This window comes from Micromonospora sp. NPDC049171 (assembly GCF_040648275.1).
In the GTDB taxonomy this organism is placed as follows: Bacteria; Actinomycetota; Actinomycetes; order Mycobacteriales; family Micromonosporaceae; genus Micromonospora.
Map to the genome: position 1 here is coordinate 120,387 of NZ_JBEZDJ010000011.1, position 21,385 is coordinate 141,771.

18 protein-coding genes are annotated in these 21,385 nt (G+C 72.3%); 10 read left to right on the plus strand and 8 right to left on the minus strand.

Annotated features, from left to right (window positions below; translation table 11 throughout):
- Positions 1–87: 87 nt before the first annotated feature.
- The 4 genes from AB0B14_RS16060 to AB0B14_RS16075 all read right to left on the minus strand — a co-directional run bounded on the left by AB0B14_RS16060 (position 88) and on the right by AB0B14_RS16075 (position 6,860).
- Positions 88–1,461, minus strand: a complete 1,374-nt coding sequence (locus AB0B14_RS16060; RefSeq protein ID WP_357522860.1) for a biotin carboxylase N-terminal domain-containing protein — start codon at positions 1,459–1,461, stop codon at positions 88–90.
- A 71-nt stretch (positions 1,462–1,532) separates the two neighbouring features.
- On the minus strand, positions 1,533–2,123 hold the full coding sequence (locus AB0B14_RS16065) for a TetR/AcrR family transcriptional regulator (protein ID WP_357066242.1): 591 nt from the start codon (positions 2,121–2,123) through the stop codon (positions 1,533–1,535).
- A 103-nt stretch (positions 2,124–2,226) separates the two neighbouring features.
- Positions 2,227–5,070: a hypothetical protein gene (locus tag AB0B14_RS16070; RefSeq protein ID WP_357066239.1), complete on the minus strand. Its 2,844-nt coding sequence runs from the start codon at positions 5,068–5,070 to the stop codon at positions 2,227–2,229.
- 2 nt (positions 5,071–5,072) lie between these two features.
- Positions 5,073–6,860, minus strand: a complete 1,788-nt coding sequence (locus tag AB0B14_RS16075; RefSeq protein WP_357522861.1) for an HSP90 family protein — start codon at positions 6,858–6,860, stop codon at positions 5,073–5,075.
- A 119-nt stretch (positions 6,861–6,979) separates the two neighbouring features.
- Here AB0B14_RS16075 and AB0B14_RS16080 point away from each other — a divergent pair, with 119 nt between their 5' ends.
- A complete protein-coding gene (locus tag AB0B14_RS16080; protein ID WP_357522862.1) occupies positions 6,980–8,209 on the plus strand; it encodes an MFS transporter in 1,230 nt (409 codons plus the stop codon).
- Here the strand turns inward: AB0B14_RS16080 and AB0B14_RS16085 are convergent.
- On the minus strand, positions 8,206–9,363 hold the full coding sequence (locus AB0B14_RS16085; RefSeq protein ID WP_357522903.1) for an FAD-dependent oxidoreductase: 1,158 nt from the start codon (positions 9,361–9,363) through the stop codon (positions 8,206–8,208). The two genes, AB0B14_RS16080 and AB0B14_RS16085, sit on opposite strands and share 4 nt — an antisense overlap.
- Positions 9,364–9,482: 119 nt before the next feature.
- Here AB0B14_RS16085 and AB0B14_RS16090 point away from each other — a divergent pair, with 119 nt between their 5' ends.
- The 3 genes from AB0B14_RS16090 (at position 9,483) to AB0B14_RS16100 (ending at position 11,865) form a co-directional block, all read left to right on the plus strand.
- Positions 9,483–10,064, plus strand: coding sequence for a TetR family transcriptional regulator (locus AB0B14_RS16090; protein ID WP_357066234.1), 582 nt, complete (start codon positions 9,483–9,485; stop codon positions 10,062–10,064).
- Positions 10,065–10,132: 68 nt separating this feature from the next.
- Complete coding sequence (locus AB0B14_RS16095; RefSeq protein WP_357066231.1) at positions 10,133–10,681, plus strand: SigE family RNA polymerase sigma factor; 549 nt, start codon at positions 10,133–10,135, stop codon at positions 10,679–10,681.
- Positions 10,678–11,865, plus strand: a complete 1,188-nt coding sequence (locus tag AB0B14_RS16100; RefSeq protein WP_357066227.1) for a hypothetical protein — start codon at positions 10,678–10,680, stop codon at positions 11,863–11,865. The genes AB0B14_RS16095 and AB0B14_RS16100 overlap by 4 nt, the downstream gene beginning before the upstream one ends.
- Before the next feature lie 85 nt (positions 11,866–11,950).
- Here AB0B14_RS16100 and AB0B14_RS16105 read toward each other — a convergent pair whose 3' ends face one another.
- The 3 genes from AB0B14_RS16105 to AB0B14_RS16115 all read right to left on the minus strand — a co-directional run bounded on the left by AB0B14_RS16105 (position 11,951) and on the right by AB0B14_RS16115 (position 15,465).
- A complete protein-coding gene (locus tag AB0B14_RS16105; RefSeq protein WP_357066224.1) occupies positions 11,951–12,853 on the minus strand; it encodes a sulfurtransferase in 903 nt (300 codons plus the stop codon).
- Between the two features lie 124 nt (positions 12,854–12,977).
- Complete coding sequence (locus tag AB0B14_RS16110) at positions 12,978–14,522, minus strand: hypothetical protein (protein WP_357066220.1); 1,545 nt, start codon at positions 14,520–14,522, stop codon at positions 12,978–12,980.
- A gap of 175 nt (positions 14,523–14,697) precedes the next feature.
- On the minus strand, positions 14,698–15,465 hold the full coding sequence (locus AB0B14_RS16115) for an SGNH/GDSL hydrolase family protein (protein ID WP_357066217.1): 768 nt from the start codon (positions 15,463–15,465) through the stop codon (positions 14,698–14,700).
- Positions 15,466–15,688: 223 nt separating this feature from the next.
- On the opposite strand from AB0B14_RS16115, the gene AB0B14_RS16120 reads away from it, so the two are divergent.
- The 6 genes from AB0B14_RS16120 to AB0B14_RS16145 all read left to right on the plus strand — a co-directional run bounded on the left by AB0B14_RS16120 (position 15,689) and on the right by AB0B14_RS16145 (position 21,356).
- On the plus strand, positions 15,689–16,828 hold the full coding sequence (locus tag AB0B14_RS16120) for a transporter substrate-binding domain-containing protein (protein WP_357066214.1): 1,140 nt from the start codon (positions 15,689–15,691) through the stop codon (positions 16,826–16,828).
- On the plus strand, positions 16,714–17,883 hold the full coding sequence (locus tag AB0B14_RS16125; RefSeq protein WP_357066549.1) for a hypothetical protein: 1,170 nt from the start codon (positions 16,714–16,716) through the stop codon (positions 17,881–17,883). The genes AB0B14_RS16120 and AB0B14_RS16125 overlap by 115 nt, the downstream gene beginning before the upstream one ends.
- Before the next feature lie 64 nt (positions 17,884–17,947).
- Entirely contained in the window at positions 17,948–19,717 is a 1,770-nt protein-coding gene (locus AB0B14_RS16130; protein ID WP_357066211.1) for a proline--tRNA ligase, read from the plus strand.
- Positions 19,718–19,774: 57 nt separating this feature from the next.
- On the plus strand, positions 19,775–20,200 hold the full coding sequence (locus AB0B14_RS16135) for a CBS domain-containing protein (protein WP_252416973.1): 426 nt from the start codon (positions 19,775–19,777) through the stop codon (positions 20,198–20,200).
- Between the two features lie 71 nt (positions 20,201–20,271).
- Entirely contained in the window at positions 20,272–20,700 is a 429-nt protein-coding gene (locus AB0B14_RS16140) for a SufE family protein (protein WP_357066208.1), read from the plus strand.
- Between the two features lie 20 nt (positions 20,701–20,720).
- A complete protein-coding gene (locus tag AB0B14_RS16145) occupies positions 20,721–21,356 on the plus strand; it encodes a DsbA family oxidoreductase (RefSeq protein WP_357522863.1) in 636 nt (211 codons plus the stop codon).
- Positions 21,357–21,385 lie beyond the last annotated feature (29 nt).

Below are 21,385 nucleotides of genomic sequence, written 5' to 3' on the forward strand. Positions count from 1 at the left end.
CGCACCCACCCCGGTCGGTGATCAAGAGGTTTGCGTCCGGATTCCTAACGCAAACCTCTTGATCAACCCGACCGCGGGTGGGTGGGGTCAGCGCATGCGGGCGACGATGCCGGTGTCGTAGGAGCCGGAGCGGAACTCTTCGTTGGCCAGCAGCTCGGCGAAGAAGGGGACGTTGTTCTTCGGGCCCTCGATCTGGAAGGCGGCCACCGCCTCCTGCGCGCGATCGAGCACCTCGTCTCGGGTCGCGCCGCTGATGATCAGCTTGGCCAGCAGACTGTCGTAGAACGGCGTGACAGTGTTGCCCTCGGTGTAGCCGGAGTCCACCCGCACACCCGTGCCCGTCGGCTCCACCCAGGTCCTGATCACACCGGGGCCGGGCAGGAAACGCTTCGGGTCCTCGGCGTTGATCCGCATCTCGATGGCATGGCCACGCGGCGTCAGCGCGTCCGGGTCGAAGGTCGGGGCCAACCCGGACGCCACCCGCAGCTGCTCCTCGACCAGGTCGATGCCGTAGACGTACTCGGTCACCGGGTGCTCCACCTGCAGCCGCGTGTTCATCTCCAGGAAGAAGAACTCTTCGGCGCCGGGGCCGGGGCCGTCGCCCTCGGAGTCCCGCTGACGCGGGACCAGCAGGCACTCCACGGTGCCGGCGTTGCGATAGCCGACCGCCTCACCCGCGCGCACCGCCGCCGCCAGGAGCCGGGACCGCAGCTCCGGCGAGACCGCCGGCGACGGGGACTCCTCGACCAGCTTCTGGTTGCGCCGCTGCACCGAGCACTCCCGCTCGCCGAGCGCCACCACCCGGCCATCGGCCAGGCCGAGGATCTGCACCTCGACGTGCCGCACCCGGGGGAAATACCGCTCGATCAGCACCGAGCCGTCGCCGAACATCCGCTCGGCGAACGCGCGCACCTTGTCGTACTCGGTGCGCAGCGCGGTCTCGTCGACGGCCACCGCCATGCCCATGCCGCCACCGCCGGCCGCGGCCTTGACCATCACCGGGTAGCCGATCTCGGCGGCGGCCGTCAGCGCCGCGTCCAGGTCGGCGGCCGGATCGGTGGTGCCGGGTGCGACCGGGACACCGGCCGCCGCCATCAGGTTCCGGGCATTGATCTTGTCGCCCATCGCGGTGATCGCGTCCGCGCCGGGCCCGACCCAGACCAGGCCGCTCGCCTCGACGGTACGGGCGAACTCGGCGTTCTCCGACAGGAAGCCGTACCCGGGGTGGATGGCCTGGGCACCTGTCGACTTCGCGGCGGCGAGGATCGCCTCGGTGTTGCGGTAGCTCTGCGCCGGGGCCGGTGGGCCGATGAGGACCGCCTCGTCCGCCTCGGCGACGAACGGCAGGTCGGCGTCGGCCTCCGAATACACCGCGATCGCGCGGATGCCGAGCCGCTTGGCGGTACGGATGATCCGGCGGGCGATCTCGCCCCGATTGGCGACCAACAGTGACTCGATCATTTTTCCTCCCGGCGTCCGGATGTTGGGACGATGTCAGGGAATCATGACCGGCCTGCTTCTGACGAGTCGGCTCAGGCGAGCAGCGCGGCCAGGGTCGCACCGCGCAACAGCTCGGCACGACGGCGCCGGTCCACCTCACCACCGAGGAACGGGGTCGAGTTCATCAGGCCGAACGCGGCGTGCGCGAGCACCCGCGCCTCGCCGTCGGGCATGCCCGGGTGCAGCGCGGTGAGCACTGTCACCCACTCCTCGACGTAGAGCCGTTGCAGACGGCGAATGCGTCGCCGCGGCTCCTCCGGCAGGCGGTCCAACTCGTGCAGGTGCAATGCGATCACCGCCGGGTTGGCCAGCGCGAACTCGACGTGAAAGTCGATAAGCGACTCCAGCACTCCGCGCGGGTCGCCCGGGCGCCCGGCGGCGCGTTCCCGCCCGCCGGCCAGCAGCCCCTCACTCACCGGGATGAGCGCGGCGGCCAGCATGGCCTCCTTGCCGGCGAAGTGGTGGTAGAGCGCCGGACCGGTAACACCGGCGGCCCCGCCGATGTCATCCATCGACACACCGTGATAACCACGGGCGGCGAACAGACCGACCGCGATCTCCAGAATCTCGTCCTTGCGGGACCTGCGCCGGCCCGCACCCCGTGTTTGCTGCTCCACCGTCACCGGGCAAGCCTAGACCGCGAACCGGGTGCGGTGGTTGCCGGTGAGTGTCGCTCGCACCGGGGTCGGGCCACCCCTGACCTGGTCGGGGGCGGCCCGCTCCGGGTCAGTCGTCCTCGTCCAGGTCGTGCTCCGCACGCAGTGCGGCGGCCTCCGCGGGCCGATCGAGCAAATCCAACGCACGAGCCAGCAGCCAGGCCGTCTGGCGGACCGGCTGCGCGTCGGCCGGCAGCCCACCGAGCACCCGGCGCAGGAGCACCTCCGCCTCGGCCGGCCGGTCCAGACGCAGCAGCAGCTCACCGGTGAGGCGCTCGGCCATGGCGGCCTCACTGAACGCCCCGATCGACCGCAACCGGTCGGGCACCCCGGCGAGCCGGTCCAACGCCTCGTCCAGTCGACCCTCGCCGGTGAGCACCCGTGCGCCGACCTCGGCCGCCATCGCCAGCTCGTACGTCACCGACGGCTCGGTCTGCCCGGCCAGCTTCGCCGCCACCCCGTCCACCACCTCGACGGCCCGCAACGCCGTGTCCCGGTCGTCGGCCCAGAGCCAGGCGTACGCCTCCCGCCGGCGGGCACGCAGCTCGTCCAGCGGCAGGTCACCGAGCCGGTACGCCTCAGCCGCGGCGGCGAACCGCTCGCCCGCCAGCGCGTCCCGGTCGGCGTCGAAGAGGATCCCGCCGGCCTCCTCCAGCACCTGCGCCCGGTAGGGAAGGTTGTCCGGGCCGTCCAGATTGACGGCCAACTGCTCCAGCAGGGCCAACGCCGGGTCAACCGCACCGAGCCTGGCGTAGACGCCGGCCAACAGGTGCCGGCAGCGGTCGGCCTCGGCCTGGGCGCCCATCCGGTCCAGGCCGAGCACGGCCTCCTCCGCGACCTCGGCGGCCTCGGCCAGCCGGCCCACCATCTGGTACGCGTTCGCCAGCTCCCACCGCAGGAACGCGTCCCCCTCGGCGCCCCGCTCCACGCACAGCGTCACCGCCTCGACGAAGTCGTCCACCGCGTCGACGGCCCGGCCGGCCGCCTGCAAGGCCCGAGCGCGGGCGACTCGGACCGGCAGCTCCGCGTCCGCCGGTGCTGCCGCCAACGCCTCGTCGCAGGCGGCCACGGCGTCCGCCGGATCGTCAGTCATCCGCGCATGGGCCAGGCAGGCGGTCACGATCACCTCGCCGACGCCCAGCTCACGGCCGAGCTGGCGAGCCTCGTCGACGGCGGCTCGCGCCTCGTCGAGGCGGTCCGTCTGCTCCAGCACGTGCGCCCGGTACGTCGCAATCCGGGCCAGCAGATGCCGGTCGCCGCCCGCGTCGGCCGGTGCCCGGTCGAGCGCGGCGAGCGCGTCCGCCCAGCGCTCCCGGTTCAGCAACGCCGACGCCATCCGGACGTGGCCGCCCGCCCGCTGCCGGGCGTCGCCGGACCGGTCCAGGGCCTCGGCCGCCTCGCGGGCCAGCGTCAGCCCCGCCTCGGCGCCCTCGTCGGACCGGGCCAACAGCACGCCGAGCCGCCCGGCGACCACCTGGGCGGGCACGTCCTCGCCCGCCTCCCGGTACAGCTCCAGCGCCGCCCGGTTCAGCTCGACCGCGCTCTCGAAGTCTTCCTCGTCGGCACGCTCGCCCGCCCGCAGCGCCAACCGGTGCGCGGACGTACGTGCGGGCAGCTCGGCGGAGCCGAACCGTTCGTCGAAGGCGACAAGCACCGCCCGGAAGGTGGTCTGGTCGTGTCGACCCCAGCTCTGGTCCGCGAGGTCCAGCAGGTCGTCGGGGCCGGCGTCGGCGGGCAGGTCAACGGTGGGTCGTTCACCCCTGCCGGGCCGCACCCGCTCGGCCCGGTCGGCGGTCCGGCCGGTCGGGCGGCGGCGGACACTCGCCGACAGCGGCAGATGCTCCCCGCTCGCCCGCACGGCCAGCCGGCGGGCGATCCACTCCGACTGGTGGGCGGTGCCGTTACGGGCGTCGAAGCGGGCGGCCAGGCCGGTCGCGGTCTCGGCCAACTCGTCCGCCAGCGCCGCCGCGGACACCTCGGCGGCCGGCCGGCCCTCGGCGGCCCGGCGGTACACGGTCGACCCGCCGGCCTGCCGCAGTGCCGCGGCGGCGGCCGCCGCGAAGTGCATGGCGGCGGCCGGCGACGGCGGCTTGTCCAACCAGTCCAGGTGTCGCTCGACCAGCTCAACCGCCCGCGCCTCGTTGCCGGTCAACGTGCAGAACTCGACGTGGTCGCCGATGTCCCACAGGTCGGCGAGGTTGCCGCGCAGCCGGCGGTACGCCTCCCGGTGCGCGTCCCGCGCCGCCTCGCCCCGCCCGGTCCGCAGGTACGGCAGGAGCAGCGCGGTGAGGATCGCCTGCGGCTGTTCGTTGCAGTTGAGCCGGCCGGCGAGCACCGGCTCGGCCAGCTCCACCGCCTCGGCGTCCCGCCCGGTGTCGGCGAGGTATTCCACCCGACCCGTCGGATCACAGCCGGCGCAGTCGGAGAGTTCGCCGCGCGGGGCGGTCTGCCAGAGCCGGTACCAGTGCGCTGCGGCTTCGGCGTCGCCCACGTGGTCGGCGACCCGGAACCGGTGCTTGTACACGGCCTGCAGGCTGTGCCCACCGGCCCGGTAGCGCCGCTCCATGTCGTCCAGCACGGCGTACGTGCGGTCGAGCGGCACCTCCGGGAAGTTCAGCAGGCCGTTGACCATGTACTTGAAGTGCCACAGCAACTGGTGCAGGTGGCTCTGGTGGTAGGGCTGCGGGTCATTGTCGAACTCGGACAGACACCAGGAGAAGGTCACGAAGGACTTCGCCGGCTCGCCGCCGTAGATGTAGCCCTCGGTGGCCTGCATCCGGGTGACGAAGGCAAGGTGCCGGTCGTCGGCGGCGTCCACCCGACGCAGCAGCTGCTCCAGCGCGGCGATCTGCCCCGCCCCGTACGGCATGTCGGCGATCCCGCGCAGCACCCGCCACAGATCCTCGTCGCTCATGCTCACTCCCGTCCCGGCACGGCCCGGCCGAGCAGGCCGAGGAAGGAATCGTTCAGCAGCGCGGCGTCGGCCGCGCGGATCGGATGGTGGCCGAGCAGCAGCGCCTGCCCGTACAGGGCCTCGACGGCGAGCCCGACCAGCTCCGGGTCGGCCAGCGCGGTGACGCGGCGTACCAGCGGGTTGCGGTGGTTGAGCACCAACTGCGGACGGTCCGGCGGGGCGGTGGCGGCGAGCGCGTCGAGCACGCCGCCCCACAGTTCGTCGGCCCGGTCCCGGCTGGCCGCGAGCTGGTCGTTGAACGCGGCCGACCGGCTCACCAGGTAGAGCGCGGGCAGCGAGACCGGGTCGTACGCCCGGATGACCACCTCGCAGCCGGACCGTTCGACGGCCCGTTGCGCCGCGGTGAGGAACGGCCGCAGCGCCAGCTCCACCTGCGGGTCGAGTGCGTCGAAGCGGGTGGTGAGGTCGCTCGGCTCCAGCCGCTCGATCAGCACCGCGCGGTCCACCACCGGCAGCCGCTCGATCAGCTCGGTGTCGTACGTGTAGCCGGCATTGACCACCGCCAGATCCTGCGCGGCGGCCACGGCGGCGAGCTGACGGAACTCGTCGAGGCTCGCCGCGTAGCGGACCACGCCGTAGCGCTCGCGGAACTCGGCGAGGGTGAGCGTGCCGACGTTGGTGTCCATGGGCCACCACCTGTCGACCAGCCGGAGCATCTCGTCGTCGTGCAACGCCAGGGCCTTCACGCCGAGGTGGTGCACCTGGAGGAACTGCGCCAGCCGGTGCGGGTCGTGCCGCGCCAGCCGGACCAGCCAACCGCGCACCTGGTCGCCGAGCGCCTCCCGGGTCGCCGTCAGCAGCGTGTCCTCGTAGAGGGCCTCCCGGCTGGCGGTCGGGCGCAGCTCGGTCGCGTCCACCACGCAGTGCGCGAAGAACGCCCACTCGGGCAGCAGCCCGTCGGCATTTTCGGTGAGCAGCATCCGCTTGAGGTAGACGCGGTGCCCGGCCCGGGCCGCCGGGTTCACCGGGGTGGGCAGGATGACGGCGACACCGGTCAGCCCGGCCTCCGGCACGGCCAACGGCAGCACGTCGAACGGGTCGACACCCAGCGTCTCCCGCGCGTACCGGATCAGGGCCGCGCGGTCCAGCGGCGCATCCGGCGTGGTCGGCCACGGCGGTGCCCCGGTGGTGGTGACGACGTCGCCGACGCGGACGGTGACCGGCAGCAGCGCCCCGAAGAGTCGGGCCAGGTCGGTGACGGTCGGGGTGGTGAACCACTGGTCGGCGTCGCGGCGGGGCACCAGCGTGACGGTGGTGCCCGGCTCGGCGCGGGCGGCCTCCGGCGGGGCCAGCGTCACCGCGTAGCGGCCGTCGGCGTACCCGGTCCAGCGCACCGTCGGATTGTCTCCGTGCCTGGTGAGCACCTGGATCTCGTCGGCCACCAGGAAGCAGGAGAGCAGGCCGATGCCGAACTGGCCGAGGAACTCGTGCCGGGAGAAGCCCAGCTCGTCGCGCTTGGAGCTGCGGCCGATGGTGGCCAACAACTCGTGCACCTGCGCCTCGGTCAGGCCGATGCCGGTGTCGTGCACCCGCAGCGTGCCGTCCCCGGTGCGGTCCGGGGGTTCGATGCGGACCAGCGCCGGCGCGTCCGGCTCGACCGCACGCCGGGCGGTGATCGCGTCCACCGCGTTCTGGAGCAGCTCGCGGACGTAGACCCGCGGGCTGCCGTAAAGGTGATGACTGAGCAGGTCGACCACGCCACGCAGGTCGACCTGGAAAGTGTGATCCACGCCTGGTTTCTCCCCGGTCCGATGCCGGCGCCCACCGTACCGATGATCACCGACAGGCGCGTCCCTCTTTCGTCTCGACGGCTTGACCCTCGACCCGGTCGAACCGGCACGGTCACCGGATGACCTCCTCAGCTCTCGGCCGGGACTTCCGGCTGCTCTGGTCCGCCGCCGTCTCGTCGCGGCTCGGGGACGCGCTGCGTACGCCGGCGCTGGCCCTGCTGGCCGCGGCGGTGACCCGCGACCCCCGGATCATCGCGGCAGTCACCGTGGCCGGTCAGCTACCGCCGCTGCTCTTCGGCCTGCTCGGCGGCGTGTACGCGGACCGCTGGGACCGCCGTCGGACGATGGCCCTGGTCGACGGGGTACGCGCCATCGTGGTGGCGGCGCTGGCCGTGGCGGTCGCCCTCGACCGGGTCGGTGTCGCGGTGCTGCTGCTGGCGGCGTTCCTCCTCGCCGCGCTGGGCACCCTCTTCGACTCCGCGTCGTTCGCCCTGCTTCCCGCGCTGGTGTCCCCGGACGCGCTGCCCCGGGCGAACGGTCGACTCCAGGCGGGGTCCGCGGTGGCCGGCGGCTTCCTCGGCGCACCCGCCGCCGGTGTCCTCTTCGCCCTCGCCCCGGCCCTGCCGTTCGCCCTCGACGCCGTCACCTTCGCCGCCGCCGCCCTGCTCGTGCTGGCCCTGGCACCGGTTCCGGTTCCGGTCGCGAGAGCGCACGCACGGCGCGGATCGGTGCGCAGCGAGATCGCCGAGGGGATGCGGTGGCTACGCGGGCACCGGACACTGTGGCGGGTCACCCTGCTGGCCGCCGCGAGCAACCTGGCGATCAGCGGGATCATGGCGGTGCTGGTGCTCTACGCGCTGGACGCGCTGCGGGTGCCGCCGGCCGGGTACGGGCTGTTCGCCGCCGCCGCCATCGTCGGCGGTGTGACGGGGGCTCTCGGGGCGGGTCGGCTCGCCGCCCGGTTCGGCACGGTGTCGACGTTGCGTGCGGTGCTCGCCGTGCAGACCGTGGCGTTGACCGGGTTCGCGCTGGCTCGGCATCCGGTGCCGGGCGGCCTCGCGTTGGCCGTCTTCGCCGCCGGGACCGTGGTGTGGAACAGCCTGTCGGCGTCGTACGGGCAGCGGCACGTGCCGACCGGTCTGCTCGGCCGGGTGGGTGCGGCCCAGCGGATGGTCGGCCTGCTCACCGCACCGGTCGGGGCGGTGCTCGCCGGTCTGGCTGCCGCGGCGTACGGCACGGTGCCGGTGGCGGGCGCGGCGGCCGGCACGTTCGCGCTCGTCACCGTGGCCGCGTGGCGGACACTGCGGCCGGCCGTGGCCGACGTGCCCAACCCCACCGGCGTCGGCTAACCCGGCGTCGGTGCCCGGTGGGACAGCCCGGACAGGCGCAGCGCGACCTTCCGGCGCGCTGGCGGCAGTGTGCCGAGCACCCGGAGCAGCACGTCACGGGCCGGTCGACGGGCCGGGGAGACGGTGGCCAGCCGGGTCAGCCCGGCGGCGAAGCTCAACACGTCCTCGGCCATCGGCCGCTGCCGGGCGCTGTAGTCGTCGAGCAGCGATTCGGGGCCTCCGTCGAGCACGTCCGCCACCGCGGTGCCGAGGGCGACCGCGTCGCAGATGCCGAGGTTCATGCCCTGGCCGCCGGCTGGGCTGTGCACGTGCCCGGCGTCTCCGGCCAGCAGCACCGGCCCGGCTCGGAAGGTGTCGGCGATCCGGTGGTGCACCCGGAACCGGGAGCCCCAGCGCACCTCGGTCACCCGGTCGGGTCGTCGCGCCGGGCCACGCTCGTCGAGCAACCTCTGCAGGTACGCGGCATCCGGATCCGCCGGAGCCGTCGCCACCGCGGCTACCAGCCGGACCACTCCGTCCGGCAGGGGTGCCCAGATCAGCGGACCGGAACGGGCGAGGAAGAGCGCCACCTCGTCACCGGGCAGGGCGCTGTCCACCCGTACGTCGGCGAGCACGAAGGACTCCTCGTCACTGGGGCCGGTGAAGCCGATACCGGCCGCCTGCCGGACGGTGCTGTGCAGGCCGTCCGCACCGACCACGTACCGGGCGCGCAGCGTCTCCCCGTCGACCTGCGCGAGCACCCCGTCGCCGGCCGGGGTCAGGCCGGTCAACCGCGACGGCCGGCGGACCTGGACGCCGTGGGCGGCCAACCGACCGCTGAGGACCGCCTCGGTGACCGACTGCGAGACCAGCAGCGCGTAGGGGAAGCGGGATGGCAACTGGTGGAACGGCACCGCCAGCAACACCCGGTCCCGGTCGCGGACGGTGAAACGCGGCGACCGCACCCCCTGGGCGACAAGCGGCGCCGCCGCGCCGATCCGGTCCAGCACCTCCAGGGTGTACGCGTGCACGACTGCCGCACGGGAGGTCGTGGGCGGCTCGGTCAGTTGGTCCAGGACGGTCACCTCGATCCCGCGTCGGGCCAGTGTCAGCGCGGTGGCGAGACCGGTGGGGCCAGCGCCCACCACCAGGACGTCGGTGCTCACGGGCAGCATGGCCACCTCCGGAAGACTGTTGCCAACGACTATTGCCAACGACTGTTGGCAAACACTTGTTGGCGACGCTAGGGCGCTGCTGATTGTGTGTCAACAGTTGTTGGCATACGGTCGTGGACATGACAGCGTCCGCCCAGCCGACCCACCCCCGCCGCTCCGACGCCACCCGGGCGGCGATCCTGCGGAAGGCCCGGGAACGCTTCGCGGCGGACGGATACGAGCGCGCCACGATCCGGGCCATCGCCGCCGACGCTCAGATCGACCCGTCGATGGTGATGCGCTACTACGGCAGCAAGGAGGGGCTCTTCGCGGCGGCGGCCGAGTTCGACCTGCGCCTGCCCGATCTGGCCCCGGTGCCGCCCGCCCGCCTCGGCGAGGTGCTGATCCGGCACTTCCTCGCCCGCTGGGAGGGCGACGAGACGCTCGTGGCGCTCCTGCGGGCCGCCAGCACCAACCCGGGCGCCGCCGAGCGCATGCGGGGCATCTTCGCCGACCAGCTCACCGCCGCCGTGGCCACGTTCGGCACCGACCCGGCACTGACCACCCGACGTGCCGGTCTGGTGGCCAGCCAGATCCTCGGCCTCGCGTTCACCAGATACATCGTCCGCCTGCCACCCATCGTGGACGCGCCGGCCGAGGAACTGGTCTCCTGGATCGCACCGACCCTTCAGCGCTATCTGACCGGGGTGCCGGAAAACTGACCCAACCTTTTACCCCTCCTCGTGCGTCTGGCAGGTGACGCGTGACGCGACGCCGGAAGGGAGGGCGGATGGTACCGACGGGACACGACGGACGCGACGGCTACCTCGCCTTCGTGGAGAGCCACCAACACCGGCTGCTCCGCGCCGCCTACCTGATCTGTGGCAACCGCCACCAGGCCGAGGATCTCCTCCAGGAGGCCCTGCTCAAGCTGGCGCTGCGCTGGGCGTCGGTTCGCGACGGCGACCCCGCCGCGTACGTGCGGGCCATCCTCTACCGGGACGCGGTGTCGTGGTGGCGTCGCCGACGGCGGGAATGGCTGAGCGCCACACCGCCGGACCGGGCGACCCACGACCGCGACGGCGCGCTGCGGCTGACGCTGCACGACGCACTGGGCCTGCTGCCGCCCCGGCAGCGGGCCGTCCTGGTGTTGCGCTACTACGAGGACCTGACCGAGGTCGCCACCGCAGAGGCGCTCGGGGTGACCGTCGGCACCGTGAAGAGCCAGTGTCACGCGGCACTACGCCGCCTCCGCGAATCCGCCCCAGATCTCGCCCAGAACGCCCGAGCGGGTCAGGGCAGGGCCGATCTGGCCACCGGCGTGGAGGTGAACCCGTGAACGAGCAGGATCTGCGCCAACTCCTGACCGCCAGCGTCGAGGACGTCCTACCCAGCCAGCCGGCGTCGGCCGGATGGGACCGGGCTCGGCGTAGGCGGCGCGCTCGGCGGGCGGTCGGCGGGGTCGTCCTGGCCGTGGCACTGGTCGGCGGTGGCACGGTGGCGGCTCTGCGATCGCCCGCCGACCCGCCGCCGAATCACTCGGTGGCACCGACCCCGACAGTCGTCCCCACGCACCCTGGCCCCGTGCAGCACCCGCCCGCCGAGCTGACCTTCCCGCCCGACCCGCTGGCCCGACTCAGCGGCCCGGCGACCGTGCCGCTCTCCCAGCGACCGGTCCAGCGGGCGCTGGCGCTGTTCCAGCCGACGGACGAGGAGAATCGCGCGGACGGCCCGGTTCGGGTGCTCGGCAACGACGGCGTGGTGCGCAGTCTCGACGTGGTGACGCTGGCACCCACCCGGGACGTGAGCTACAACGAGGCACCCGCCGTGAAGCCGGGCGTGCTGTCGCCGGACGGCAAGTCGGCGGCGTTCGCGCAGACCAAGGAACTGGTCATGGTCGACCTCACCACCGCGGAGGTACGCCGGATTCCGCTCGACGGCTATCTGGAGCGGGTGGTCTGGGCGAACGACCGGGTGCTGGTCGGCAGCGAGGACCGCACGTACGCGGTGGACCGGGCCACCGGGACGGCGAGCACGATCGACGTGTCGACCTGGGCCGTGGTCGCACCTGATCCGGCAGCCGGCCGCGAGGCACCGCTTGTCGAGCTGATCGGCGAGCGGAGCAGCCTGAAGCTGCGCACCCGGACCGCCCGCGAGGCCACGATCCGTTCCGAAGAACGGATCACCGGCGATGCGCTGCCCGCGCCCTACCAGGTCAACGAGTTCTACGGCCGGGGCTGGTTGCACGGCGGGCGACTGGCCAGCGCGGCGTGGATCACCAACGGCGAGATCGACGGCGCCGAGGGGGCGGCCGTGCTGGACGCCCGGACCGGAGCGGTGGTGCACGTGCTCGACCTGGGCCGGGAGCGCAGCAAGGGCTGCTGCGAGGTGCTGGGCTGGGACAACAAGGGTTCGGTGCTGCTGCGACTGGAACCGGCCGCCCTGGCCCGCTGGAACCCGGAGACCGGCGAGATCACCGGCATCATCCGCGACCTGCGTGGCGTGCTCGCGGTCGCCGGCTGAAACGACCGTCCCCGCGCGACAGGGCATCGCGCGGGGACGGTTCAAGCCAGCACCACCGCTCAGGCGGCCAGGCCCACACCGCCGCTCAGGCGGCCAGGCCGCCGGGCTGGTCGCCCTTGACGACGGGTGCCCGGACCAGGTTGCCCCACTCGGTCCACGAGCCGTCGTAGTTACGCACCTGCGGGTAACCCAGCAGGTGCCGCAGCACGAACCAGGTGTGGCTGGACCGCTCGCCGATCCGGCAGTACGCGATCACGTCGTCGTCGGGGCTCAGCCCGAGCTGGTCGGCGTAGATCGCCTTCAACTCGTCGGCGGACTTGAACGTGCCGTCGTCGTTGGCGGCGGACTTCCACGGCTTGCTGACCGCCCCCGGGATGTGGCCGCCCCGCAGCGCGCCCTCCTGCGGGTAGTCCGGCATGTGCAGCGTCTCGCCGGTGTACTCACCCGGCGACCGGACGTCGACAAGCGGCCGGCCGGCGGCGATGTGCGCCATGACCTGCTCACGGTAGGCCCGCAGCGGCGCGTCGTCCCGCAGCGGGACCGGGTAGTCGGCACGGGGGCGAGCTGGCTTGTCGCGGGTCACCTCGCGCCCCTCGGCGATCCACTTCTGCCGGCCGCCGTCGAGCAGCCGCACGTCGGCGTGGCCGAAGAGCGAGAACACCCAGAGGGCGTACGCGGCCCACCAGTTGAAGTTGTCGCCGTAGAAGACGACCGTGTCGCCCCGGCCGATGCCCTTCGCGGCGCACAACTCGGCGAAGCTCGCGGCATCCAGATAGTCGCGGGTCACCTGGTCGTTCAGCTCCAGGTGCCAGTCGACCTTCACCGCACCGGGGATGTGACCCGATTCGTAGAGCAGCACGTCCTCGTCGGACTCGACAACCACGAGGCCCTCGTCGCCCAGGTGCTCGGCCAGCCACTCGGTGGTGACCAGCCGTTGCGGGTCCGCGTACGACTGAAGGCGGGGATCAGGATCGTTCGGCACAGACATGATCCCCAAACTACGCCGCGATACGACCGGACGGCCCGGCATCGGGGATCGGGAACGACACATGTGGCCGGAAACGCGCCCGGCCCACCACCCGGGAGGGTGATGGGCCGGCCGCACACCGGCTCTAACTGCCTGCGGGCTGCTCGGCAACCCCGAAGAACCAGATGGCTGCCGTGGTCTCGACGCCGTCCTGGTTGACGCCGACAACCTCGAGCATCGTCCAGCCGGCCTCGGTCGGCACCCAGGTCACCGACGCGCTGCCGTCAGCGTTGGCCGGCACGGTGCCGGTCTGCTCGTTGAAGGAGTAGCGGTAGCTGACCGTGCCGGGCACGACCGGGGTGAAGGTGAACACCCCGGGTACGCCCGGTCCGCCGCTCTCGGTGAACTCCTGGTAGACGGTCGAGGAGATGGTCGGCATGGTGAGGGCGCCCGAGAAGCGGTAGTTGGTTACCGGCGACTGGTTGCCGAGGGCATCCACGCTCCACACATCGAGCGAGTTCGGGCCGCTGCGGGGGTTCAGGGTCACGGTGGCCGAGCCGCCGGGGTGGTTGGCGGTCACCCGGCCGGGAGCGCCGGAGTTGAGCTGGTAGACGAATCCGGCCACGTCCGCCGCGCCCTGGGCGTCGAAGGTGAACCTCCCCGACAGCGCCGGTGCCGGCGGCCCGTCGACCGGGAAGTCGGTGGAGGACACCGCCGGTGCCGTGGTCGGCCCCTCGAAATCGGTACGGAAGTAGCAGACCGGACTCCACTCACTGGTGGCTCCGCTGTCCGCCGCCCGCACCTGCCAGGCGTAGACCCGGTCGTGCTCGAACAGGGAGGGGAAATCCCGGAACCGGCCCAGCGCCCGCTGACCGTCGCGGGAGAAGTCGATGCGTTCCACCCGGGCGTCCGGCTCGTCGACCGGCCACAGTGCGAACGTCGCGGTGATCTCGTCCGTCCCGCCGGTGTCGGTGCGGTCCCTGTCGTGCACGACCGCCGAGAGGTCCAGGGTTCGGAACGGCAGCACCTGGTACGGCTCAGCGACAGTGCAGTTCGTGCCGTTCGCCGTCTGCAGGTCGGTCGGTACGCCCGGCGGGTAGTTGTGCACGATCGAGAGGCCCACCTGGCTCGCGTACTTCCGGGCCAGCTTCGGGTCCTTCTCGACCCTGACCGGGAGCCGGAGCGAGAGAGTGAGCGTCGACTTGCCCTCGGCGAGTGCCTGACGCAGCCCCTGCGTGGCGTCGAATCCGACGTAGGGAGCCGGGCACCCGGACTCCGCGGGTAGCGCGGTGGTGTCGATACGCGCGAGGTCGACCGGGGGCTTCGCCCAACTGGAGCGCGAGGTGTACGCCTCGGTGCGCCACAACTCCACCTCGGGACGCTTGGCGCAGTCGCCCGCCCCGGTCTCCTTGGCGTTGAACGTCGCGAGTTCGATGACCGCGCCGCGATAGGAGGTGATGTCGAAGGTGAAGTACGCCCGTGAGGTGTGCGGGCGTCGCTTGCTGTCGACCCAGGTGCCGACGGCCACGTCGCCGGCCTGATCAATGTCGATCTTCTTTGGGCGCTCGGAGTCGGTCCAGGCCCAGGAGGTGTTCTTCTCGAAGCGCACGTCGTACGCGGCGGCCGGCGAGGCGGTCGAGACGACCACCAGCCCGGCGGCGACCAGCGTGGACAGTGCGCCAGCCAGCAAGGATCGCCCGGTTGATCTGGACGACGTCGTACCAGGTATGAGGGTCATCCCTCATCCGCCTTCCCTGTTGTCCCCGTGCTCGATCGACGGGGGCAACGGAGACTATCGGGTGGGCACGACGTCGGGCGATCCGATAACCGGTCTACGTGGCGGGCCGGATGCCCTGTTCGGAGGCTCAGTCGACGATCGGCCCGAGCAGCGGGCGTTTCGCCGTCACGGTGTCGCCGGACGACCGGCCGGTCAGTCGCCGCTTCACCCAGGGTGCGAGGTGCCGACCGGCCCACCGCACGTCGGCGGCACGGGCAGCCAACCAGGGCGACGGCGCCGGGTGCGGCGGGACCATCAGCCACTCCTCGTCGCAACCGACCCCGAGCGCGTTCAGCACCTGCCCCGCGACCCGCCGGTGCCCGGCCGGGGAGAGGTGCAACCGGTCGGTGCTCCAGAGCATCGGGTTGAGGAAGGTGTCGTCGGCGTACAGGTCGACCATGATGGCGCCGTGCCGCTCGGCGGTCTCGCCGACGGCCTGGTTGAGCAACTGCACCCGGGGGGCGACGAGGCGCTGACCGGGCAGTCGGGCCATCACGTCGGCGAACCGGAAGAGCAGCACGTCCGCGCCGCCCGAGCGCAGTTGCCGGACCACCTCGTCGAAGCGGGCCACCAGCGTGTCCGGATCGAAGGTGCGGCGCAGCACGTCGTTGCCGCCGGCCGCGAAGCTGATCAGGTCGGGCTTCATCGCCACCGCCGACGGCACCTGCTCGGCAACGACGCTGGGAAAGAGCCGGCCCCGGATGGCCAGGTTCGCGTACCGGAAGTCGGGGCCCGCCTCGGCGGCGAGCCGGGTCGCCACCAGGTCCGCCCAGCCCCGGAAGGTGCCGTCCGGGTACGCGTCATCCATGCCTTCGGTGAAACTGTCCCCGACCGCGACAAAACTGCGCCAGCGCACCCGCGCCCCCTCACACCACTCGTTGCCTGCGGCGACCAGTCTTTCACCGAGGGCGCGGTGGACAGTGCCCCGATCGGGCGACGTGGCGGAGGTCATGGGGCGACGAACCGGTCCGACCCGTGCCGTTCTGTCGCCAATCCGGCCGGTCGAGGAGTGCCGTGACTCGCTCCCAGGCCCCACAATGGGGGGCCGATCACCGGTCCGAGCAGCGGGGAGGGCCTAGTTGAGCCAGGAAAGCGAGCCGACCCTTGCGGGGCCGGCCCCGGCGGTGACCACATCGCCGCGCACCGCACGGGCCCGCCAACTCCGACTCGTCGGGCTCATCGTGGCGCTGGCCGTGCTGGCTGCCGCCCTGGTCCCGATCGTCCTCGCGACCGGCCCGCCAACCCGCGACGAGTTGCTGGAGCAGGCCGGCCTCAAGGGCAAGCAGCAACTCGTCATCGGGGTGAAGGACGACCAGCCGGGCATCTCGCAGCGCCTCTCGAACAACGTCTGGAAGGGCTTCGACGTCGACATCGCCTACCTGATCGCGGGCTACCTCGGCTTCGACCACTCCCAGGTGCGCTTCGTGCCGATCGAGAGCGAGGACCGGGCCCGTCGACAGGCCCGGGACAACGACGGGTTCGTCATCGTCGACATGGTCATCGCCTCGTACAGCATCAACGACAAGCGCCGCGAGGAGGGTGCCGTCTTCTCCGCCGCGTACCTGCACACCGAGCAGTCGGTGGTGACGTTGAAGAGCTTCCGGGAGCAGGTGAGCAGCCTGGAGGATCTCCGTGGCCTGACGGTCTGCTCGCTCACCACCTCGACGTCCATCCAACGCCTCGCCGAGGCCGGCGCCAGGCCGGTGGGCCGGAACCGGATCAGCGAGTGCATCCAGGAGCTGTACGACGGCAAGGTGCAGGCCGTCACCACCGACGCGGCGATCCTCGCCGGCTTCGTCACCGGCGACCAGCCAGGCGACGACGGTCAACGCTTTCCGGTGACCCTCAAGAACGTCAAACCGTTGCAGCACTGGGACATCGGCTCGTCACCGCAGGAAAAGTGGGGTGTCAACGTCGGCCCCAACCAGGCCCTGCTCGACCTGGTCGACCTCGCGCTCTACGCCTCGGCCACGGACGAGGAGAACTCGACCTGGGAGAACGCGTACAACACCAACCTCCGGTGGCAGCAGGGGTACAACCTCCCGCAGCCGGTCGCGGAGCAGCAACAACCCGAGGCGAGGAAGGTGGAGGTGCGACAGTGGCCGTGGGAGAGGACCGCGCTGCCGCCCCCGGCGTACCCCGGATCGTCACCAGCTTCGGCGAGACCGGCCGCCCGCGCCGGATGGCGGGGGCGCGGCAGGCGCAGCAGTGGCTGCTGACCCTCCTTCCCGCTTTTCCCGTCCTACTCCTGGTGCTGCGGCTGTGGCAGCTCAGCCAACAGGACATGTCCACGATGCTGCTGCTGGTCCAGTACGTCAGCCCGCTCGGCCTGCTCAGCGCCCTGCTGATCGCCCTGGTGTGGGCGTTCCCCGTCGTCGTGCTCACCTTCGGGGTGCTCGGTCGGCTGCTCCGGCTCAGCGCCCCTGACCGGTTCGACCTGGAACGGTCCCTGCTGGCCTCCGGGACGGCACGTACCCCCGGTTGGGTGATCACCGCGGCGGTCGCGCTGGGGGCGCTCACCTGGCAGCTCCGCTTCCTGCCGTCGCTGCTGATGCTCGCCCTCTGGCTGCTCGCGCTGCGTACGCGCTATCTGCACCCGGACCAGCCGACCCGGGTCCTGCTGGTCAGCGTGGCCCTGCCGTTGGCGGCGGCGGTCCTGGCGTACAGCGTGCTGGGCCCGGCGATCTGGACGGCGTACCAGGATCGCGAGTTGGCCACCGCCGCGCTGCTGGCGGTGCCACCCGCCGCGACCCTCCTGCTGACCGGCCCGATCCCCGGCTGGATCGCTCCGGCGCTGACCCACGGCCTGGCGTTCACGGTCGCCGCAGTGCTTCCAGTGGTGATGGGAGCGGTCTTCCTCCGGGTGCCGCTGCTGCCCACCGCCGCGGTCGAGGTGGTGCCGAGGGAACCGGCCGCGACGATCCCGCGGGCCCCGGCCGCGACGACCCCGCCGGACGGCGCAACGGCGCCCCCGGCCAGCGGGGCCGTCCCACCACCGGTGGCCGTCGCCGGCCGGGAGGTGGTGCTCGGTGCGCTCATCGCGGTCACCGACACGTCGACGATCATGCTGGACCGTTCCGCCACCGTCCGGTTCGTACCGAACGGGTGGGTCGAGTCGCAGGTCCTCTGCCCACAGCCGGCGGCGGTGCCGTACAGCCTGGTGTCGGTGCGGGGTTGGCCGGTCGAGGAGACCGCGCTGGACTGGATGATGCCCCGGCGGCCGGTGGCCGATCCGGACGTCCGCTGCGAGGGCCGACTTCCCGGCACGCCGTGACGCCCGGCGACGCCACTGACGAATTGGTTCGCTCGGCCGGTCGGCGCCGCTCTACGCTGCGCGCATGCTGCTGCGCATGTCGACCCTGTTGCTGCGAACCCTGCGCGAGGACCCGGCCGACGCGGAGGTGCCGAGCCACCGGCTCCTGCTGCGCGCCGGTTACATCCGTCGCGCCGCGCCGGGCGGCTACACGTGGCTGCCGCTGGGCAAGCTGGTGCTGGACCGGATCACCGACGTGGTGCGCGGCGAGCTGTTCGCGATCGGCGACCAGGAGGTGCACTTCCCGGCGCTGCTGCCGGCCGATCCCTACCGCACCAGCGGCCGGTGGACGGAGTACGGCGACGACATCTTCACCCTCGCCGACCGGCGTGGCGCCGAGCACCTGTTGGCACCCACCCACGAGGAGATGGCGGCGCTGCTGGTCAAGGACGTGTTCACCTCGTACCGGGACTTTCCGGTGACGCTGTTCCAGGTGCAGACGAAGTTCCGCGACGAGGCGCGGCCCCGGGCCGGACTGCTGCGCGGCCGGGAGTTCCTGATGAAGGACGCGTACTCCTTCGACCTGGACGACGCGGGGCTGCGGGACGCGTACGCCCGGCACCGTGCCGCGTACCAGCGGATCTTCGACCGGTTGGGCCTGGACTACGCGGTGGTGCACGCGATGTCCGGGGCGATGGGCGGCTCCGCGTCGGAGGAGTTCCTGGCGGCGACTCCGGTCGGCGAGGACACCTTCGTGGGCTGCACCGCCTGCGACTACGCGGCAAACACCGAGGCCGTGATCACCCGGGCGCCGACCGCCGGTGACCCGAGCGCGCAGCCGGCCGCCGAGGCGCACGACACTCCGGAGACGCCGACGATCGTCAGCCTTGTCGAGCTGGCGAACGCCCGCCGGTTGGGTGGTCGGGACGGCTGGACCGCCGCCGACACCCTGAAGAACGTGGTGCTGTCCGTCCGGCAACCGGGTGCCGATCGGGCCGAGCCGCTGGTGATCGGGCTGCCCGGGGACCGGGAGGTCGACCTGAAGCGGGTCACCGCCGCGCTGGCGCCGGCCCAGGTGGCCGTCTTCGACGAGTGGGCCGAGCATCCGGAGCTGGTCCGCGGGTACCTCGGGCCGCAGGTGCTCGACAAGCTGGGCATCCGCTACCTGGTCGATCCCCGGGTGGTGCCCGGCTCCGCCTGGCTGACCGGGGCGAACGAGCCCGGCCGGCACGCGACAGACGTGGTCTGCGGGCGGGACTTCACACCCGACGGCACGATCGAGGCGGCCGAGGTGCGCGCCGGTGACAGCTGCCCCGACTGCGGCGACGGCGAGCTGACGATCCGGCGCGGCATCGAGATCGGCCACATCTTCCAACTCGGTCGCCGGTACACCGACGCGTTCTCGGTCGACGTGCTCGGGCCGGCCGGCAAGCCGGTCCGGCCGACCATGGGCTGCTACGGCATCGGGGTGTCCCGGGCGGTCGCGGCGATCGCCGAACAACACCACGACGACCGGGGGCTGGTCTGGCCGGCGGCGATCGCGCCGTGCGACGTACACCTGGTGGTCGCGGGCAAGGGCCCGCAGCTCGACGCGGCGCTGGAGCTCGGCGGACGCCTCGACGCCGCCGGCCTGCGGGTGCTCGTCGACGACCGGACGCACGTCTCGGCCGGGGTCAAGTTCACCGACGCCGAGCTGATCGGCATCCCCCGGGCCGTCGTGGTCGGCCGCCGGCTCACCGAGGGGTACGTCGAGCTGCGCGAGCGGGCCGGCGACGGGCGCACGGAGGTGCCGCTGGACGGGTTGGTGGACCTGCTCGTCCACGAGGTACGCCAGGCGCGTGGGAACCTGGTGTAGCTGCCGCGTCACGGGGTAGTGCAGTCGGATCGAGTGAAAACGTCTTCGGAGGCTCTCATGACCGGTTACCGGGTCAGTGACGTGATGACCAAGCAGGTGGTATACCTGCCGGCCGAGACCACCCTGGACGAGGCGGCCAGGGTGATGAAGGAGGCGGACATCGGCGACGTGGTGGTCACCGACGGCGCCAGCCTCGCCGGCATGCTCACCGACCGGGACATCGTGGTGCGGGCCGTCGCGGAGAACAGCTCCCCCGCGGCCACCACCATCGGCTCGATCGTCACCCGCGAGGTGGTCATGATCGAGCAGCACTGCACGGCGGGTGAGGCGGCGGCGCTCATGCGGGACCGGGGCATCCGCCGCGTGCTGGTCTGTGACACCGACCGCAAGCTGGTCGGGATCGTCTCGCTCGGCGACCTGGCCATGCAGCTCGACCCCACAAGCGCCCTCAGCGAGATCAGCGAGCAGTCGCCGACGGTGTGACGAACGGGCCGGGCCGGGCGGCGGTGTGCGCCGCCGGCCGGTCCGCGGGTGGCCGGCGGTAGCCTCGACGCATGGCTGACATGCCGGCCCGACTGGCCGAGATCGTCGACGAGTTCGCTGCCGCGCCGCGCGACCTGGTGTTGGAGATGCTCCTGGAGTACGCGGACGTCATCCCGGTGCTGCCGGAGGGCACCGTCGAGCGCGAGGGCATGGAGCAGGTGCCCGAGTGTCAGACGTCGTTCTTCCTGCGCGCCAAGGTGACCCCGGAGGGCACCGTGGCGACGATCTTCGACTGCCCGCCGGAGGCGCCGACCACCCGGGCGTTCGCCGGGATCCTCGCCGAGGGGTTGGCCCTGGCGAGCCCGGAGGAGGTGCTGGCCGTGCCGGACGACCTCTACCAGCGGATGGGGTTGGCGCAGGCGATCAGCCCGCTGCGGATCCGCGGCGGCACGGCGATCCTGGGTCGACTCAAGCGTCAGGTGCGGGAACAACTGGCCTGACCGCGAGGTTGGCACCGATCATGGAGATCGAGATCTACGCGGACGTCGTCTGCCCGTGGTGCTACATCGGCAAGCGTCGCCTGGATGAGGCCCTCGCCAGCTATCCGGGCGAGGTGACGGTCCACTACCGGCCGTTCCAGCTCGACCCGTCGCCGGTGCCCGAACCCCTCCCGGTGGTGCAGGCGCTGGCCGGCAAGTTCGGCGGCCCGGAACGCGCCCGGCAGGTATTCACCCACGTGACCCAGGTCGCGGCGGGTGACGGCCTTCACCTGGATTACGACCGCGCGGTGACCGCCAACACCTTCGACGCGCACCGGCTGGTCTCCTGGGCCACCGACCGGGGTCGGGCGGCCGAGATGGTGGAGGCGCTCTACCAGGCGCACTTCCACCACGGGGTCGACATCGGGTCGCGGGAGGCGCTGGCCACCCTGGCCGGCGAGATCGGCCTGGACGCGGCCGACGCGCGCCGGTTCCTCGCTTCCGACGAGCGGGTCACCGACGTCGCCGCCCAACTGGCCGAGGCGCAGGGCCTGGGCATCAGCAGCGTGCCGACCTTCGTCCTGGCCGGAAAGTACGCCGTCTCCGGTGCGCAGGAGGTGCAGACGCTGCTCGCCGCGCTCACCGAGGTCGAGCAACGCGAGGCCGCGGCCCACTGAGCCACCGGGACGTCCGGCATCGATGATCA